This window comes from Streptomyces globisporus, from assembly GCF_003501885.1.
GTDB classification, from domain to species: domain Bacteria; phylum Actinomycetota; class Actinomycetes; order Streptomycetales; family Streptomycetaceae; genus Streptomyces; species Streptomyces globisporus_D.
Genome location: NZ_QWFA01000015.1, coordinates 3,183 through 22,577 on the forward strand (window position 1 = coordinate 3,183; position 19,395 = coordinate 22,577).

A 19,395-nucleotide genomic window follows, 5' to 3' on the forward strand; every position below is an offset into this window, starting at 1 on the left:
ATGCCCACCAGCCATTCCGACGAGCGCGCTGTCGCCGTCGTAGGCATGTCCTGCCGGGTCCCGGGAGCTGAGGACGCCGATGCCTTCTGGCGGCTGCTGAACGACGGCGTGGACGCGATCACCGAAGTACCAGCAGGCAGGTGGGACCTCGACGCGGTTCCGGAGGGACTCGAACCGGCGGGTCTGCGGCGAGGCGGCTTCCTCGGTGAGGTGGCGGACTTCGACGGCGACTTCTTCGGCATCTCGCCGCGCGAGGCCGAGGCGATGGACCCGCGGCAGCGGCTGGCTCTCGAACTGAGCTGGACGGCGTTGGAGGACGCCAGGATCCTGCCGCAGAGCCTGCGCGACGGCGGCGCGGCGGTCTTCCTCGGAGCCACCGGCGACGACTACGCCGCGCTCGTCCACCGCCACGGCGGCGATGCCGTGTCCCACCACTCGATGGCAGGGCTGAGCAGAGGCGTCATCGCCAACCGCGTCTCCTACCAACTGGGCCTCCGCGGGCCCAGCCTGACCGTGGACGCGGCACAGTCGTCCTCCCTGGTCGCTGTCCACATGGCCTGCGAGGCCCTGCTGTCGGGCGCCACCGAACTGGCCCTGGCCGGTGGTGTCCACCTGAACCTGGCCCCGGACAGCACGTTCGCCTTCGCGCGGGCGGGCGCCCTGTCACCGGACGGACGCTGCTACACCTTCGACTCGCGCGCCAACGGAACCGTGCGGGGCGAGGGCGGCGGCATGGTGGTCCTCAAACGCCTGGCGGACGCCGTCGCGGACGGTGACCCGGTCCATTGCGTCCTGCTCGGCAGCGCCGTGAACAATGACGGCGGCGGCCAGGGGCTCACCGTCCCCGACGCGGAGGCGCAGCGGGAGTTGCTGCACGATGCCTACGGCCGCGCGGGAGTGGAGCCGGCGCAGGTCCAGTACGTCGAACTGCACGGCACCGGGACCAGGGCGGGCGACCCGGTCGAGGCGGAGGCTCTCGGCGCGGTCCTGGGCCCGGACCGTCCGGCCGGGAAGCCGTTGCTGGTGGGATCGGTGAAGACCAACATCGGCCACCTCGACGGCGCCGCGGGTGTCGTCGGACTGATCAAGGTCGCCCTCTCCCTCAAGCGTGGGAAGATCCCGGCGAGCCTCAACTTCGCCGAGCCGCATCCGGCCATCCCCATGGAGCGGTTGAGGCTCCGGGTGAACGGCAGCACCGGGCCGTGGCCGCCGGGCTCCCGGCTCGCGGGCGTCAGCTCGTTCGGCGTCGGCGGCACCAACTGCCACGTGGTCGTCGCCGACGCCCCCGCCGTGGCGGCGGACGACCGTGCAGAGACGCTTCCTGTCGCACCGTCACCGGTTCCGGTGGTGGTATCGGGCAGGACCGAGGCCGCTCTGCGCGCCCAGGCCGAGCGCCTTCTGGAGCGGGTGGAATCCGATCCCGACCTGCGCCTGGTCGACGTGGGCTACTCCATGTTGACGACCCGCACCGCGATGGAGCACCGAGGGGTGGTCGTCGCCTCGGACCGCGCCGAACTGCTGGCCGGACTGGCGGCCCTGTCGGTGGGCGAGCCGTCGCCCCACGTCGTCGAGGCGGTGGCAGGTTCCGCGTCGGGAGTGGTGTGGGTCTTTCCCGGGCAGGGGCCGCAATGGGCCGGGATGGCCCTCGACCTGTGGGAGTCCTCGGCGGTCTTCGCCCGGCGCATGGACGAGTGCGCCGGCCTCCTCGACGGCATGGTCGACTGGTCGCTGCGGGAAGTGCTCGCCGACGACGCCGCGCTGAAGCGCATGGACGTGATGCAGCCCGCGCTGTTCGCGGTCCAGGTGTCGCTGGCCGAGGTCTGGCGGGCCGTCGGGCTGGCGCCGGCCGCCGTGGTCGGTCATTCCCAGGGCGAGATCACCGCGGCCTGCGCGGCGGGGAGCGTGCCGCTGGCCGACGCCCTGCGACTGATGGTCGAACGCAGCCGGGTCATCACCGAGCGGCTGTCCGGCCGCGGGGGGATGGCTCTGTTAGCCATGCCGGCCGATGAGGTCGACCTCGGCAGGGTGTCGATCGGCGCGGTCAACGGACCCGACTCGGTCGTCGTGTCCGGCCCCGTCGATGCCATCAGGGAGACGGTGGCCGCCTGCAAGGCCAAGGGGATACGCGCCTGGACGGTCCCGATCGACTACGCCTCGCACTCGGCGCAGGTGGAGGAGATCCGCGAAGAGGTCCTGCGGGCCGCCGCGGGGGTTCCCGCGCGCGACAGCGGCGTGGCGTTCTACTCCACGGTCACCGGTGGCCGCCTGGACGCCGACCGCCTCGATGCCGGGTACTGGTACCGGAACCTGCGGGAACAGGTGCGCCTGGAGGAGGGCGTCCGGGCAGCGGTCGCCGACGGACATCGGGTGTTCATCGAGGCGAGCCCCCACCCCGTGCTGACCACGGCGATCCAGGACACCGTGGACAGCGCGGCCGTCGAGGCCGTCGTGCAGGGCACGCTGCGCCGGGACGAGGGCGGGTTGCGCCGGCTCCTGCTGTCGATGGCCGCACTGCACGCCCAGGGCGTCACGGTGGACTTGCGGCCGATGTTCGATGGCCTCGGCGCCCGCACGGTGGAACTGCCCGGCTATGCCTTCCAGCGGCGCCCCCACTGGATCACCGGGGCGGCCGGCGCGCCGTCCGCGCCCAGGCCGGAGACGGCACCGAGGACAGAGACCGCCACCGAGCTCTCCACGGCCGGCTCGAAAGCCGCCCGGGAACTCGACCTGTCGGCACTGATCCGGTCCCAGGCAGCGGCCGTGCTCGGCCACAGTGGAGCGGACGCCGTCGACGTCGACCGCTCGTTCAAGGAGCTCGGGTTCGACTCGGTCACGGCGGTGGAGCTCAGCAGGCTGTTGAGCCGTGCGACCGGACTCCGGCTGCCTGCCACACTGCTCTTCGACCATCCCAGCCCCACCGCGCTCGAACGGCGCCTCCGCGAGCTGCTGGCCGGGCCCGTCCCGAACTCCACTCCGTCCGTGGCGGGCCGCCCCGACGACGACCTGATCGCGATCGTGGGCATGGGTTGTCGATTGCCGGGCGATGTGTCCTCCCCCGAGGAACTGTGGCGCCTGGTCTCCGAGGGAGTGGACGCGATCTCCGCCTTCCCCGAGGACCGCGGCTGGAACCTCGCGGCAGCGGACACGGGACACGTCCGGTCAGGCGGCTTCCTCAAGGACGCCTTCGGCTTCGACGCCGACTTCTTCCGGATCAGCCCCCGGGAGGCGCGGGCCATGGACCCGCAGCAGCGACTGCTGCTGGAAGTGTCCTGGGAGGCGCTGGAGCGCGCCGGAATCGATCCCGCGTCCCTGCGGGGCAGCCGGACGGCCGCCTTCATGGGTGTCATGGACCAGGATTACGTCCCACGGCTGCACGAGACGTCGGAGAGCTTCGGCGGATACGCCCTGACGGGCGGCGCGACGAGTGTGGCCTCGGGCCGCATCGCCTTCGCCCTCGGCCTTGAGGGCCCCGCGGTGACCGTGGACACGGCATGCTCCTCGTCGCTGGTCTCGCTGCACCTGGCGGCACAGTCCTTGCGGGCCGGGGAGTGTTCGCTGGCCCTTGCCGGAGGGGCGACGGTGATGTCGACGCCCGGGATGTTCGCGGAGTTCTCACGGCAGGGCGGCTTGTCGCCCGACGGCCGGTGCAAGGCGTTCTCCGATTCCGCCGACGGCACGGGCTGGGCCGAGGGCGTCGGCGTCGTGGTGCTGGAGCGGCTGTCGGACGCGCGGCGGAACGGGCATCAGGTGCTGGCAGTGGTGCGTGGCTCCGCGATCAACCAGGACGGAGCCTCCAACGGGCTGAGCGCCCCCAACGGTCCGTCCCAGGAGCGCGTCATCCGTGACGCCTTGGCACGCGCCGGCCTGTCCGCGGCGGACGTCGACGCCGTGGAGGCGCACGGCACCGGCACGGCGCTGGGGGATCCGATCGAGGCGCAGGCGCTGCTGGCGACGTACGGTCAGGAGCGCGCGGAGCCGCTCCGGCTGGGATCCCTGAAGTCGAACATCGGGCACACCCAGGCGGCGGCCGGTGTCGGCGGTGTGATCAAGATGGTGCTGGCCATGCGGCACGGGGTGCTGCCGCGCACGCTCCACTCGTCCGAGCCGTCACGGCACGTGGAGTGGGCATCGGGCGCGGTCGAGCTACTGACCGAGCGGCGCTCCTGGCCGCAGACCGGCCGGCCCCGGCGGGCCGGGGTGTCGTCGTTCGGTATCAGCGGCACCAACGCGCACGTGATCCTGGAGTACCCCGATCAGCCGCCCGCGGAGACCGGGACCACGGGAGAGGAGCCGGTCGACGGCCGGGCGGCGTCTTCCCTCCCGGTGCCCCTCGTACTCTCCGGCAGGACCGAGGCCGCTCTGCGCGCCCAGGCCGAGCGGCTGCGACGGCGGGTGGAGTCCGAGCCCGACCTGTCCCTGGCCGAAGTCGGACGGTCGCTGGCGACCTCGCGTACCCGGTTCGAGCGGCGCGCTGTCGTCGTGGCCGCGGACCGGGAGACGCTGATCGGCGAACTGGCGGCGCTGTCGCAGGGGGAGCGGGCACCCGCATCGGTCCAAGGGGTGGCGGAGCGCACCCGCCGCGGCGTGGTCTTCGTCTTCCCGGGACAGGGCACCCAGTGGGCCGGCATGGCGCAGGAGTTGCTCGACTCCTCACCGGTGTTCGCCGAGAGCGTCCGTGAATGTGCCGCCGCGCTCGCCGGGTTCGTGGACTGGGACCTGGACGGAGTGCTGCGGCAGGTGCCGGGTGAACCGACGCTGGAGCGGGTGGACGTGGTACAGCCGGTGTCGTGGGCGGTGATGGTGTCGCTGGCGGCTCTGTGGCGCTCCTACGGTGTCGAGCCGTCCGCCGTCGTCGGCCATTCGCAGGGCGAGATAGCAGCGGCCTGCGTGGCCGGTGCGCTGCCGCTGCGGGACGGGGCACGGGTGGTCGCGCTGCGCTCGCAGGCCATCGCCAAGGGGCTGGCCGGCCTCGGCGGGATGATGACGCTGGCCCTCCCGCCGGCGGAGGCGGAGTCCCGGATCGCGAGATGGCAGGGCGCTCTGGAGGTGGCGGCGCTCAACGGTCCGTCCGTCACGGTGGTCGCCGGTGACGCGCAGGCGCTCGAAGAGCTGCGCGTCGAATGCGCCGCGCAGGGTGTCCGGGCGCGCAGGATCGCGGTGGACTACGCCTCGCACACCTCCCATGTGGAAGGCATCGAGGACGAACTGGCACAGCTGCTCGTGGACGTACGGCCGGCTGTCGCCCAGGTGCCGTTCTTCTCGACCGTCGAGCGGGACTGGCTCAAGGAACGGCCTGTGGACGCCGGGTACTGGTACCGCAACCTGCGGCAGACGGTGCACTTCCAGTCCGCCGTGGAAGCACTGGCCGAGCAGGGCCATGACACATTCATCGAGGTCAGTGCCCATCCGGTGCTCACCGTCGGTATCCAGGAGATACTGGAGCGCCGTACGGAGCAGGCGGCTGAGGCCGTCTCGGGTTCGCTGCGGCGGGACGAAGGGGGACTGGAGCGGTTCCTCACCTCGGTCGCGGGGGTGTGGACGCACGGTGTCGAGGTCGAATGGGAGCGAGCCTTCTCCCATGCCGACGCACCCCCTGTCGAGCTGCCGACGTACGCCTTCCAGCACCAGAGCTACCGCGTGGACGTCACGGCTGACCGGCCGCTGCTGGGGCAGGCGCTGCAACTCGCGGACGGCGACGGCACGGTCCTCACGGAGCGGCTCTCGCTGCGGACCAGGCCGTGGCTGGCCGGCCACCGGGTGCTGGGCCAACCCGTCGTACCGGGTACCGCACTGCTGGAGATGGCCCTGAGGGTCGGTGATGTGGTGGACGAACTCACCATGCATACGCCCGTGGTGGTGCCGGAGCACGGCGACGTCGAGGTGCAGTTGACGGCAGCGGCGCCGGACGACAGCGGCCGACGCCTCATCCGCATCCACGGCCGCACCGACGCTGCCTGGCAGTTGCACGCCACGGGCCTGGTGAGCTCCGCCGGGCACACCGGTGAGGCGGCACCCCTGGCGGAATGGCCACCGACCGGCGCGACACCGATGGATCTCACGGAGACCTATGACGAACTTGCCCGGCGCGGACTGGAGTACGGTCCGCAGTTCCGCAACCTGCGCGGCGTGTGGCGGCACGGCGACGACCTCCTGGTCGAAGCGGCCCTGCCGGACGGGGCCGGCCCTTTCACCGTGCATCCGGCGCTGCTGGACGCGGTGCTTCATCCCGTGGTGCTGGAGCACGGCCCCGGTCTCGTGGTGCCGTTCTCGTGGGCCGGTGTGCGGCTCTCGCGAGCGGGAGCGTCCGGGGTGCGGGTCCGCGTCGCCCCGGCCGGGGAGCACCGGGCCTCGCTGACCGTCGCGGACGGCAGCGGGATTGAGGTTCTGACGGTCGAGTCCCTCACCCTGAGGCCGCTGGACGCACGGCGGTTCGACCCCAAGCTCTTCCAGATCGAATGGCGCGAGGTCACCGACGCCGGGAAGGCCGAGCCGGACGACCCGACCGACGTACTGACGGTGTCACCGACAAAGGCGCGGGCGCCCGAGGCCGCCCATGCGACCGCGGAGTCGGTGCTTCGTGACGTTCAGCGAAGGCTGGCGGAGCCCGCAGAGATGCCGTCCCCGCTGGTGGTCACCACCCGCCGAGGCGTGGCCGTGGCGCCGGACAGCCCCAGTGACCTCGCAGCGGCCACCGTGTGGGGGCTGCTGCGGTCCGCTCAGACGGAACACCCCGGCCGGGTCGTGCTCGTGGACTCGGACGGTGACGAAGAGCTGACGGCCGACGAGCTGGGCCGCGCTCTGGCAACCGGCGAGCCACAGATCGCGCTCCGATCGGGCCGCATGCTCGCACCCAGGCTCGCACGCGGATCCGTCCCCGTCCCCGACCCGGAGGGGCGGAGCGTCCCTCCGGGAAGCACCACGCTGATCACCGGCGGGACCGGTGGGCTCGGTGGCGTCGTGGCGCGCCACCTGGTGAACCGTCACGGAGTACGCGACCTGCTGCTGGTCAGCCGCAGCGGGGCCGCCGCCGATGGCGTGGACGCCCTGGTGGCAGAGCTGACCGCGGCCGGCGCGCACGTATCCGTGGCCGCCTGCGACGTGGCCGACCGGGCCGCGCTGGCCGACGTCCTCGCGGCTGTCCCCGCGTCGGCACCGCTGCGCACCGTGGTGCATGCGGCGGGAGTCCTGGACGACGCAGCCGCCATGTCGCTGACGCCGGGGCAACTGCACGCGGTCCTGTCGGCGAAGGCGGACGCGGCGTGGAACCTGCACGAACTGACCCGCGAGCTCGACCTCACGGGCTTCGTGCTCTTCTCCTCCGTCTCGGCCACCCTCGGCTTTGCCGGACAGGCGAACTATGCGGCGGGCAACGCGTTTCTCGACGCGCTGGCCCACCACCGTCACACGCTCGGACTGCCCGCGGTCTCCCTCGGGTGGGGGCTGTGGGAACAGGACACCGGCCTCACCCGCCGTCTCGGTGGCACGGACAGGCAGCGCATGCTCCGTCTGGGGCTCCGGCCTCTGCCCACCGATGTCGGCCTGGCCCTGTTCGACCTGGCACTCGACGCCGACCGGCCGCATCTGGTCCCCGCCTGGCTCGACCTGTCAGGACGGGGCGATACCGAGGTGCCCCCGATGCTGCGCGGCCTGGCCCGCACTCCGGCCGCGCCGAGCAGCCGGACGCGAAAGGACTCCCGGCCACTGCGCGACCGGTTGCTGACCCTGCCCGACACCGACCGGGCACCGGCGGTGCGGCGGTTGGTGCAGGCCGAGGTGGCGTCCGTGCTGGGCCGCTCCGGGCCGGGCGACGTGCCGTCCGACCGGGGCTTCGGAGACCTGGGGTTCGACTCGCTCACCGCCCTGGAACTGCGCAACCGGCTCGGCACCCTTGCCGGGATCACCCTGAACGCCACCGTGATCTTCGATCACCCGACCCCGTCGAAGCTGGCACGCCACCTGCTGGAGCGGCTGGCCCCGGACCGGCCGACGGCCGCACCACCGGTACTCGCCGAGCTGGAGCGGCTGGAGGCGAGTGTGACCGCTGTCGACGGTGAGCTGCGCTCGGCCGTCACCGCCCGGCTGTGGCAGCTGATGGAGGCGGTGACCGCCGGGGACCGCACGACGGAGAAAGAGCCGGACCACGAGGTCGCCGCGGCGAGTGCGGACGAACTCTTTGCCTTGATCGACGATGAGCTGGGAAGGCCCTGACGATGAGTGACCAGAAGCTGCTCGACTACCTGAAGCGGGTCACCACCGAACTGCGTCAGACCCGCCGCAAGCTGGCCGAGGTGGAGTCGGCCGGCCAAGGACCGGATGACGATCCCGTCGCGATCGTGGGCATGGCCTGTCGCTACCCCGGCGGCGTCTCCTCGCCCGAGGAGCTGTTCCAGCTCACCGTCGACGGCGTGGACGCGGTTTCCGGGTTCCCCGCGAACCGCGGTTGGGACCTCGACGGTCTGTACGACCCCGACCCCGGTCGGACCGGCAGGAGCTATACGCGGCACGGGGGATTCCTCCACGACGCGGCGGAGTTCGACGCGGGCCCCTTCGGGATGTCGCCGAAGGAGGCGCTGACGACCGATCCGCAGCAGCGCCTGCTGCTCCAATCGTGCTGGGAGGCGATGGAGAACGCCCGTATCGCCCCCTCCTCGCTGCACGGGAGCCGGACCGGGGTCTTCGCCGGCGTGATGTACAGCGACTACGCCTCCTTGACGGGGCAGGACACCGGCGGCTTGGAGGGCCACCTGTTCACCGGCAGCCTGCCGAGCGTGGCGTCCGGCCGAATCGCGTACACCTTCGGGCTGGAGGGCCCGGCGGTGACCGTGGACACGGCGTGTTCGTCGTCGCTGGTCTCGCTTCACCTGGCGGCGCAGTCACTCCGGGCGGGGGAGTGTTCGCTGGCGCTGGCGGGCGGCGTGACGGTGATGTCCACACCGCGCACCTTCGTGGAGTTCTCCCGCCAGCGCGCCTTGTCGGCCGACGGCCGGTGCAAGCCGTTCTCCGATTCGGCCGACGGCACGGGCTGGGCCGAGGGCGTGGGCGTACTGGTGCTGGAGCGGCTGTCGGACGCGCGGCGCAACGGGCACCCCGTACTGGCCCTGGTACGCGGCTCCGCGGTCAACCAGGACGGTGCCTCCAGCGGGCTGACCGCCCCGAACGGCCCCTCGCAGGAGCGCGTGATCCGGCAGGCCCTCGCCTCGGCCGGGCTGTCCACCGCTGACGTGGACGCCGTCGAAGCGCACGGGACCGGCACGACTCTCGGCGATCCGATCGAGGCGCAGGCGCTGCTGGCGACGTACGGCCAGGACCGGGCGGAACCGCTCCGGCTGGGATCCCTGAAGTCGAACATCGGGCACACCCAGGCGGCCGCGGGCGTCGCGGGGGTGATCAAGATGGTGCTGGCCATGCGCGAAGGCGTACTGCCGCGCACGCTCCACGCCGACATCCCTTCGCGTCATGTGGAGTGGTCGTCGGGCGCGGTCGAACTCCTGGCCGAGCAGCGTGCCTGGCCGGAAGTGGGCCGGCCACGCCGGGCGGGCGTGTCGGCGTTCGGCGTCAGCGGCACCAACGCGCACGTGATCATCGAGCAGGCGCCGACGGCCGAGGCGGACGACACCGGGCCCACGGCTCGGACGCCGGCACCGGTGGTGGTGTCCGGCGTGACCGCAACAGCCCTGCGCACCCAGGCGGCGCGGCTGCGGCGTTGGGTGGAGTCCCACGAGGAACTGAACCCCGTGGACGTCGGGTTCTCCACCGTGACCACCCGGTCCGCGCTCGACCACCGCGGCGTGGTCGTCGCGGGGGACCGCGACGAACTGCTGGCCGGGCTCGCCGCCCTGTCGACGGGGGAACCGGCGGACGGTGTGGTGGAAGGCTCCGTCGCCCCGGAGTCCGGTGTGGTGTGGGTCTTCCCGGGCCAGGGGTCGCAGTGGGCCGGGATGGCCGGCGGGCTGGGCGAGTCGTTCCCGGCGTTCGCCACGCGGATGGAGGAGTGCGAGCGGGCGCTGAGCGGACTGGTCGACTGGTCGCTGAGCGAGGTTCTCGACGACGAGGAGGCGCTGAAGCGCGTTGACGTGGTACAGCCCGCGCTGTGGGCCGTCATGGTGTCGCTGGCCGCACTGTGGCGGTCGCTCGGGCTGGAGCCGTCCGCTGTGGTGGGCCACTCCCAGGGAGAGATCGCCGCGGCCTGTGCGGCGGGCGGGCTGTCCCTGGAGGACGGCGCACGCGTGGTCGTCCTGCGCTCGCGCGCGCTGCTGGAGATCGCCGGGGCCGGCGGAATGGTGTCCTTGGCCCTCTCACCGGACGACACCGCGGCCCTGCTGGAACCCTGGGACGGCCAGGTCTCGGTCGCCGCACTCAACGGGCCGCAATCGACCGTGGTTTCAGGCACGGCGGACGCGCTGGAAGAACTGCTGGAGCACTGCGAGCGCGAAGGGATCCGTGCTCGCCGGATCCCCGTGGACTACGCCTCGCACTCCGCGCAGGTCGAACGGATCCGCGACAGGATCCTCGACGACCTGGCGGGCGTCAGCCCGCGCTCCGGCTCCATTCCCTTCCACTCGACCCTGACCGGCGGTCTCCTCGACACGGACCGGCTCGATGCCGCGTACTGGTACGAGAACCTCCGTAACACCGTCCGCTTCGAGTCCGTGGTCGACGGTCTGCTGAACGAAGGACACCGGACGTTCGTCGAGTGCAGTCCGCACCCCGTGCTGGCGGTCGGCATCGAGGAGACCGCGCAGAACGCGGACCACTCCGCACTGGTGGTCGGTTCGCTGCGTCGGGACGAGGACACGACCCGTCAGCTGCTGCGGTCCGTCGCCGAGCTGCACACCCGGGGTGTCGTCGTGGACTGGCAGCAGGTCTTCACGGGCACCGGTGCGCGCACCGTGCGACTGCCCACGTACGCCTTCCGGTCCAAGCCCTACTGGCTGCGGGCCCCGAAGCCGCTGCTGAACACGGCCACCGAGCTCGCGGAGGGCGAGCAGACACTGATGACCGGCCGGCTGTCGCTGGGCTCGTACCCCTGGCTCACCGACCACCGGGTGCACGGCCGTGCCGTGGTACCGGGTACCGCGCTGCTGGAGATGGCTCTGCAAACCGGCTACGCCATCGAAGAACTCACCCTGCAGGCACCCGTGGTGGTGCCCGAACAGGGCGAGGTCGAGATACAGGCACTCGTGGGAACCGCTGACGACGACGGCTACCGGCCCCTGCGGATGTATGCCAGAGGCCCGGGGAGCGACTGGCGGCTCCACGCCTCCGGCACGCTCACCGAGAGCGGTGGGCCGCGTGAAGAGGCACCGAACCCTGCGCAGTGGCCTCCCGCCGGCGCGCGGAGGGTGGACCTCAGCTCCTGGTACGACGATCTGGCCGCACAGGGGCTGGAGTACGGGCCCGGCTTCCGCGGCCTTCGGGCGCTGTGGCGTCACGGCGACGAGCTCTTCGCCGAGGCGTCGCTGGATTCGGCCGTCCGTCCCGCGCTGCTCGACGCCGCCCTGCACGCCCTTGACCTGAAGACCACGCCCGCACTGCCGTTCTCCTGGAACGACGTGCGTCGGCTCGACCAGGACCCCGCTGCGGAGATCTCCCGCGTGAGAGTGCGGCTGACCCCGCAGCAAGACGGTTCGGTGGCGCTGCACGTCGCTGACGGAACCGGCCACGGCGTACTGTCGGTCGGCGGCCTGTCGCTGCGTCCGCTCGAAAGCATGAGTTTCGACACGGCGGGGCGCGGCGCACTGTTCGAGGTGGCCTGGCATCCGCTGCCGACGGACGCTGACCGCAGCGGCACCGGCGCGGCAGCCGACGCCGCGGGTGTCACACTGCTCCGTTGCCCGGACGTGCAGGGAGAACTGCCCACCCGCGTCCGCACGATGACCTCGGCGGTGCTGGACGAGCTGCACGACCGGCTCGCGGAGACGGAGACCGGCAACGCCCCTCTGGTGGTGGCGACTCGACACGCCGTGGCGGACGACGCCGGAACCGCCGCACAGGTGGATCCGGCCGCCGCCGCCGTGTGGGGCCTGGTCCGGTCCGCGCAGACGGAGCATCCGGACCGCATCGTGCTCGTCGACACAGACGATCCGGAAGCCCTGCCACAGCTGCTGCCCGCGGTACTGGCCGCCGGTGAACCGCAGTTGCTGCTACGTGACGGCCGGATGCGCGTGCCCGCGCTGGAGCGCCTCACGCCACCCGTAACGCCTGCGGCATCCCCCTTCACCACGGACGGCACGGTGCTGATCACCGGGGCATCGGGAACGCTCGGCGGACTGGTGGCCCGGCATCTGGTGGCCGAGCACGGCGTACGCCACCTGCTGCTGGTGAGCCGCCGGGGATCGTCCGCGCTCGCCGATGAGCTGACCGCGTTGGGAGCCTCGGCCACGTCGGCCGTCTGCGACGTCAGTGATCGCGAGGCGCTCGCCGAACTGCTGACCGCCATTCCGCAGGACCGTCCGCTGCGCGGCGTGGTGCACGCGGCAGGCGTGCTGGACGACGGAGTGATCGGCTCGCTGACACCGCAGCGACTGAGCGCGGTCCTGGCAGCGAAGGCCGATGCCGCCTGGCACCTGCACGAGCTGACCCTGGGCCTGGACCTGTCGGCCTTCGTGATGTTCTCCTCGATAGCCGCCACGCTGGGCACCGCGGGCCAGGGCAACTACGCCGCGGCCAACGCCTTCCTCGACGCACTCGCGCACCACCGGCGTGGCAGCGGTCTCCCGGCTCACTCGCTCGGCTGGGGCCTGTGGGCGGAGCGCAGCGGCCTGACCGGTCAACTGGACGATGCCGACCTGGCCCGTTTGTCCGGGGCCGGGGTACGCCCGTTGGGTACCGAGGAGGGGCTGGGGCTCCTCGACGCGGCGCTGGGCGCGGACAGGGCGCACCTGCTGCCGGTCCGGCTGGACCTCACGGCGCTCGACTCCACGGCGGGCACGCTGCCGCCGCTGCTGCGTGCCCTGGCTCCGTCGCCCCCGCCGCGACGGCGCGCCGTCCTCGCGAGTCCGCCCGTCGCCTCCTCCGGCGATCCCGCCGCCGACAGCGACGGCCCCGACTTCCGGGGTATGCCCGAGGCCGATCGTGAGCGCCTGGTCGGCGAGCTCGTCCGGCGAGAGGTCGCCGCGGTGCTCACGTACGACTCGGCCGCCGACATCGCTCCCGACGCCGAGTTCCAGCGCCTGGGGTTCACTTCGCTGGCGGCCCTGGAGCTGCGGAACAAGCTCAGCGTGCGCACCGGGCTGCGGCTGCCCGCGACCATGGTCTTCGAGTACCGCACGCCGCGCGCGCTGGCCGGGTTCCTGGCCGGGAAGCTGTCGGGCGGGGAGGAGAAGGCACGCGTTGCCGCTCCTGGGGGGACCGGGGCCGAGGAGCGCGGTGACGATCGCATCGCCGTCATCGGCGTTGCCGGACGTTATCCGCTGGCCGGGACGGTCTCCGAGCTGTGGGACAACCTGGCCGAGGGCCGGCACTGCATCAGTGAGGTGCCTGCCGATCGCTGGGACGCCGAGGCGCACCATGACCGGACAGGCGCTCGCGGCTCCTACAGCAGATGGGCCGGATTCATCGACGGGGTCGACATGTTCGACCCGTTGTTCTTCCACATCTCCCCCGCCGACGCGGAGGCCATGGACCCGCAGGAACGGCTGTTCCTCGAAACAGCCGCCGCCACCCTGGACGACGCCGGCTATCCGGCGGCCACGCTCGCGGCCCAAGGGCCGGTCGGCGTGTTCGTCGGTGTGATGAACAGCGACTACGAATGGATGGCCGGTGAGGCGAACGCCCTGGGCGTGCCTACCGAAGCCCATTCACGTCACTGGTCGGTGGCCAACCGGGTGTCGCATGCCTTTGATTTCGCCGGGCCGAGTCTGGCGGTGGACACCGCGTGCTCCGCTTCGCTGACCGCCATCCACCTGGCCTGCCAGAGCATCAGGTCCGGTGAGTGCACCGCCGCCATCGCCGGCGGAGTCAACCTGATCCTCCACCCGAAGCACCTGCGCGGTCTGGCGCAGGCGGGGATGCTCTCGCACGATGACCGGCTCAAGGCCTTCGGCGCGGACGCGGACGGTTTCGTCGATGGCGAGGGTGTGGGCGCCGTCCTGCTCAAGCCGCTCTCGGCCGCACTCGTGGACGGCGACCGTGTCCTGGGCGTGATCCGCGGTTCGGCCATCAACTCCGGTGGGAACGCCGGAGGTTACACAGTGCCGAACCCTGTCGCCCAGAGCGGGGTCATGCGCACGGCGCTGGACCGCGCCCGAGTGGGTGCGGACAGCATCGGCTATGTGGAGGCGCATGGCACCGGCACCTTGCTCGGCGACCCGATCGAGATCGTCGGGCTGGTCGACGCCTTCGGAGGAAGGATCGATCCGGCCCGTCGTGCGCAGCGGCCGACCGTCGCGATCGGCTCGGTCAAGACGAACATCGGCCACCTCGAGTCGGCAGCAGGCATCGCGGGCCTGACCAAGGTGCTGCTGCAGTTCCGGCACCGGATGCTGGCACCGTCGCTGAACTCGGTGCGCCTCAACCCGGAAATCGACTTCACCACCACGCCCTTCGAGGTGCAGCAGACCTTGCGTCCCTGGCAGAGGCTCGAACAGTCCGACTCCGATCCGGAGCGCGCATCCGGCGTGCTGCCGCTGCGTGCCGTCGTCAGCTCTTTCGGCGCGGGCGGCGCCAACGCCTGCGTGGTCATGGAGGAGTACCTGCCCGCCGATTCGCCGCAGCCGGTCGACGACGGAACGGACCAGCTGCTGGTGCTCTCCGCCAAGAGCGAAGACCGGCTGCGGGCCTCGGCAGGGGACCTGGCGGCGTTTCTGCGCCGGGGCACGTCAGGGCGGGCAGCGACCGAGGACCCACTGACGGACGCACGGCGCCGCTGCCTGCGGCTGGCCGCCGAGCTGGCCGGAGTGGAGCCCGAGTCCGTCGATCTCGCCACCGACCTGGTCGACCTGGGCTTCGGTGTGGCCGAACGCGCCCACTACTACTCGCTGCTGGCCTCGGAGCTGGGCACGGCACTGCCTCCGGCCGCCACCATGGCCGAGACCCTCGGCGACGTGGCCCGGGCGGTCGCCGGCATCGGTACCGGCACGCGGGGCGGTGAGAGCCCGCAGGGCAGCGAGAGCGTCCGGGACGCCGAGCAGACCCCGCTGAGGCTCCCCGACGTCGCCCACACGCTGCAAGCGGGCCGTACCGCTCATGAGTTCCGCCTGGCCCTGCCCGCCCTCACGGTTGCCGAGGCGGCCCGCCTGCTGCAGAGCTACGCGGAGGGCGAGACCGACGACCGGATCAGCACCGGTGTCGTCGACCGCAACCCCGTGGCGCTCTCCGCCGAGGAGGCCGTCGCCCTGGAGCAGGCCCTCTCCCGGCGTGACCTCGCGGCCGTCGGTGAACGCTGGGTGTCGGGGGCCGGGATCGACTGGTCCCGGATCACCTCTCCGGCCGCCCGCAGGGTTGAACTGCCCGGCTATCCGTTCGCACGCAAGCGCCTGTGGATCGGCCGGCCGGCCGCCGTAGGACATGCGCCCGGAACAGGACGTGCGTCCGAAGCCGACGCCCCGGTGGTCGACGGCCGGATGTCTCGGCCCGAGGACCCCGCCGCGGCTACCGGCGCCGGTACGGAGGTCAGCCAGGCCGTCACCCAGGTGCTCGCGGGGTTCGCTCGGCTGGACGAGGCATCGGTGCACGGAGTGTTCACCGTCTACCAGCGCATGGGGGTCTTCCAGCGGTCGGGCGAGAGGTACCACAGTGGTGAACTGCGCAGTGCCCTGCGCATCCGGAACAAGTTCCAGCGGCTCCACGAAGCCCTGCTGGGCCTCCTCGTCACGGCCGGCTACCTGACCCGCGAGGGCGACCATGTCATCACCACCGCCGCGGTCGGGGACGCGGACGGCACCGCAGCCGCGGACCGATGGGAGGCCGAACTCGACCGGGTGTCCGCCCAGTACCCGGACATCGAGCCCACAGTGACCCTCAATCGCGAATTCCTGCGGGTCTATCCGCCACTGCTGCGCGGGGAGCTGGTGGGTACCGAGGTCATGTTCCCCGGCACCTCGATGCAGTTGGTGGAGAACCTCTACAAGGGCAATCCGCTCACCGACTTCTTCAACGGCCTGCTCGCGGAGGCCGTCCGCCAGTACCTCGCCACCCGGCTGCCGAGGCTCGCGGACCATGAGACGGTCGAGGTGCTGGAGCTGGGCGCGGGTACCGGCGCCACCAGCGAGCGGGTACTGCCTGTGCTGGCCGGCCATCCGGGCCGCGTCAACTACACCTTCACCGACATCTCGCCCCGGTTCCTGGAACACGGCCGTGAGCGTTTCGCCGCGCACCACCCGTTCATGCGGTTCCAGCTGCTCAACCTGGAGCGCGGACTGTCCGAGCAGAATTTCGCTCCGGGCTCGGTCGACGTGGTTCTGGCCACCAACGTGGTGCACGCGACCCGGAATCTGCGAGCCACGCTGCGCAAGGCCAAGGCGCTGCTCAAGCCCGGCGGCCTGCTGGTGCTCAACGAGCTGACCGCCATCCGCCCGTACCTCACGGTCGGCGGCGGCGTGATGGAGGGGTGGTGGGCCTTCCAGGACGAAGAGACGCGCATCCCCGACTCACCGTTGGCCTCGCCGGACAGCTGGCTGCGGCTACTGGCCGAGGAGGGGTACGCGCAGGCGCGGGCCATCAGTGCCGACGGCACCGATCTGGGCCAGCACGTGCTGATCGCGGAGAGCCTCGGCGCGGAGCGAGACGCGAAGCCCGGGGTACCGGCCGCACCCGGGACAGCGACGACCGAGGCACAGCCGGCTGTGGCCGACGGGCTGGGCGACCGCCTGCGGGAACTGCTCGAGCGGGTGCTGAAGCTCGACGTGCGGATCGACCCCGACCGGGCGCTGGCCGACTACGGCTTCGACTCGCTCAGCGGGATGAAGATCGTGGCGGCTGTGGACGACTCCTTCGGTGTCAGCATCCCTCTGGAAGAGTTCTTCGAGAGCGCGACGCTGCGGGAACTCGCCGCTCATCTGGCCTCCGGCTGGCTGGCAGAGGCCGTGGCCGGAACCACGGAGCCGACCACGGTCAGCTCCACCGCACCCCCTGCGGAGGAGCCCGACCGGGCCACCGTCGCGGCACCCGCCAAGGACGGGTCCGCCCTCGTCGCGTCCGCCCCGCCGGGCGTTCTGTCGGCAGCGCAAGGGGTCCTGCGGCCCCGCCGTGACGCAGAGCTGAGCACCCATCGGCTGTCGGAGGGCCAGCGAGCACTGTGGGTGATCGAACAGATTGCCCCCGGCAACCACGCCTACAACCTCCCGCTCGCCTTCTGGCTCGACCGTGACACCGACATGCTCGCCCTGCGTGTGGTTCTCCAGGATGTGCTGGACCGGCACGAGGAGCTGCGTGCCACCGTCCGGACCGGTGAGGACGGGCCGTTCATCCGGATCGCCGCCGAACCGGAACTGGCCTTCCAACAGGTGTTCCTCAACTCCGCCACGGACAGCGACCTTCGTGACCGGATACGGACCGACGCGCGGCGCCCGTTCGACCTGGCCGGCGGTCCGCTGGCGCGGGCGACGCTGTACACCCTCGGCGATGGCCGACAGGCACTGGTACTGAGCGTGCACCACCTGGTGATCGACGGGGTGTCCATCCCGTTGCTGGTGGCCGAGGTGGAACGCGGCTACCGTGCGCTCCAGGAAGGGCGGCCCCTCCCCACCGGGCGGCCTGCCCGCACCTTCGCCGACTACGTGGCCTGGCAGCGCGACCTGCTCGCCGGACCCGATGCGGAGAGACTGCGCGCCTACTGGGTCGAGCGACTGCGCGGCAGGCAGACCAGCACGCCGCTGACGTTCGACAGGCCACGCCCGTCCGTGCCCAGCTTCCGGGGCGCGAGCCTGGAGGGGCGCGTACCGTCGGCCGTGGCGGACCGGGCACGTGCCCTGGCCGCGGCGGAGCGCACCTCGCTGTCCAGCGTCATGCTGGCGGCGTTCTTCTCCCTGCTCGCCCGCTACAGCGGCCAGACCGACATCGCGGTCGGCACACCGACGGCGGGCCGCCCGGCCGAGGGCTACGACGACGTGCTCGGCTACTTCATGAACATGGTCGTACTGGCGGAAACGGTGGACGACGACGAACCCTTCCGCGCCCTGACCCGTCGTGTCCACCGGATGGTGCTGGGCGCGCTGGAGCACAGCGACTACCCGCTGATCACCCTTGCCGAGGAACTGAAGAAGGAGGGACCCGGCACTTCGGGCCCGCTGTTCAACGTCGCCTACTACTTCCACAACTGGGCACGCGACCTCTCCCACGACGGTGTCATCCGAGGCCAGGTCGAAGGAGTCCACCAGGAGGGCGAGTTCGACCTGACCCTCGATCTGGTCGAGGAGGCCGAAGGCTGCCGGTACACGCTCAAGTACAACCCCGACCTGTTCGACGCCGTCACGGTGGAACGCCTCGGGGACCATTTCGTCACCTTGCTGGCATCCGCGGTCGGCGCACCCGCCACTTTGGTCGGGGAGCTGGACCTGCTGACGGGCGGCGAGCGCGCGCGGCTCACTCAGCCCATGGACGCCGACTATCCGGCCGACAGCCTCGTATGGGACCTGGTGCTGCGCCAGGCCGAGGCACGCCCTGAGGCAGTGGCGGTCCGCTACGAGGACACCGTACTGAGCTACCGCCGGCTCACCGAGCGGGTGCGAGCCCTCGCGGCCCGTCTCACCTCCGCCGGCGTCGGCCGTGGCCGTACCGTGGGCGTTCTGCTGCCGCGCGACGCCGACCTGCCGGTAGCCCTGCTCGCCGTGCAGGCCGCCGGCGGCACGTACGTCCCTCTCGACCCGGCCTACCCGCAACAGCGGCTCGCCTACATGGCCGAGGACGCCGGACTGCACGTGCTGCTCACACACTCCACCGTCGAGTCCGCGAGCGGAAGCGCTGTGCCCCGGCTGCTCATCGACGAGGACCGGCAGCCGCCCGCGGCCCCCTCGCCCGGAGCCGCCGGACCGCTGGACACCGCGTACATCATCTACACCTCCGGCTCCACCGGCCGGCCCAAGGGTGTCCGCGTCCCGCACCGCGCGCTGACCAACTTCTGCTGGTCGATGGCGCGGGAGCCCGGATTCGGGCCTCGGGACACGCTGCTCGCCCTGACCACGGTCTGTTTCGACATCTCCGGTCTGGAGCTCTACCTGCCGCTGATCAGCGGTGGCACCGTGGAGATCGTGCCGACCGAGGTCGCCCAGGACGGACTGCGGCTGCGCGAGGCGATCGAGCGCAGCCCGGCCACCGTCATCCAAGCGACCCCGGCGACCTGGAACATGCTGCTCGCAGCGGGCTGGCAGGGGAACCCCGAGCTCACCGTGGTCTGCGGCGGGGAGGCGCTGCCGGCCGCCACGGCGCAGGCGCTGCTCGCGGCCAACCGTGAGGTGT

Annotated in this window: 2 protein-coding genes (1 of these 2 cut by a window edge); both read left to right on the forward strand. The window is 71.8% G+C overall.

From position 1 onward, the window contains the following. Window positions 1-8,208 carry a type I polyketide synthase gene (locus D3105_RS04765; protein ID WP_118900291.1) on the forward strand — a complete coding sequence of 2,736 codons (8,208 nt, stop codon included), beginning with the start codon at window positions 1-3 and terminating at the stop codon, window positions 8,206-8,208. Beyond that, window positions 8,205-19,395, forward strand: the 5' portion of a protein-coding gene (locus tag D3105_RS04770) for an amino acid adenylation domain-containing protein (RefSeq protein WP_425315722.1). Its footprint extends 10,382 nt past the window's final position; the window shows 11,191 of its 21,573 coding nt (coding positions 1-11,191); its start codon is at window positions 8,205-8,207; its stop codon lies off the right edge, out of view. Before D3105_RS04765 ends, D3105_RS04770 begins: the two co-directional genes overlap by 4 nt.

Bases quoted from the DNA above. Each gene is read 5' to 3' on its own strand.
- D3105_RS04765 (WP_118900291.1), top strand. From the start codon at position 1: ATGCCCACCAGCCATTCCGACGAGCGCGCTGTCGCCGTCGTAGGCATG.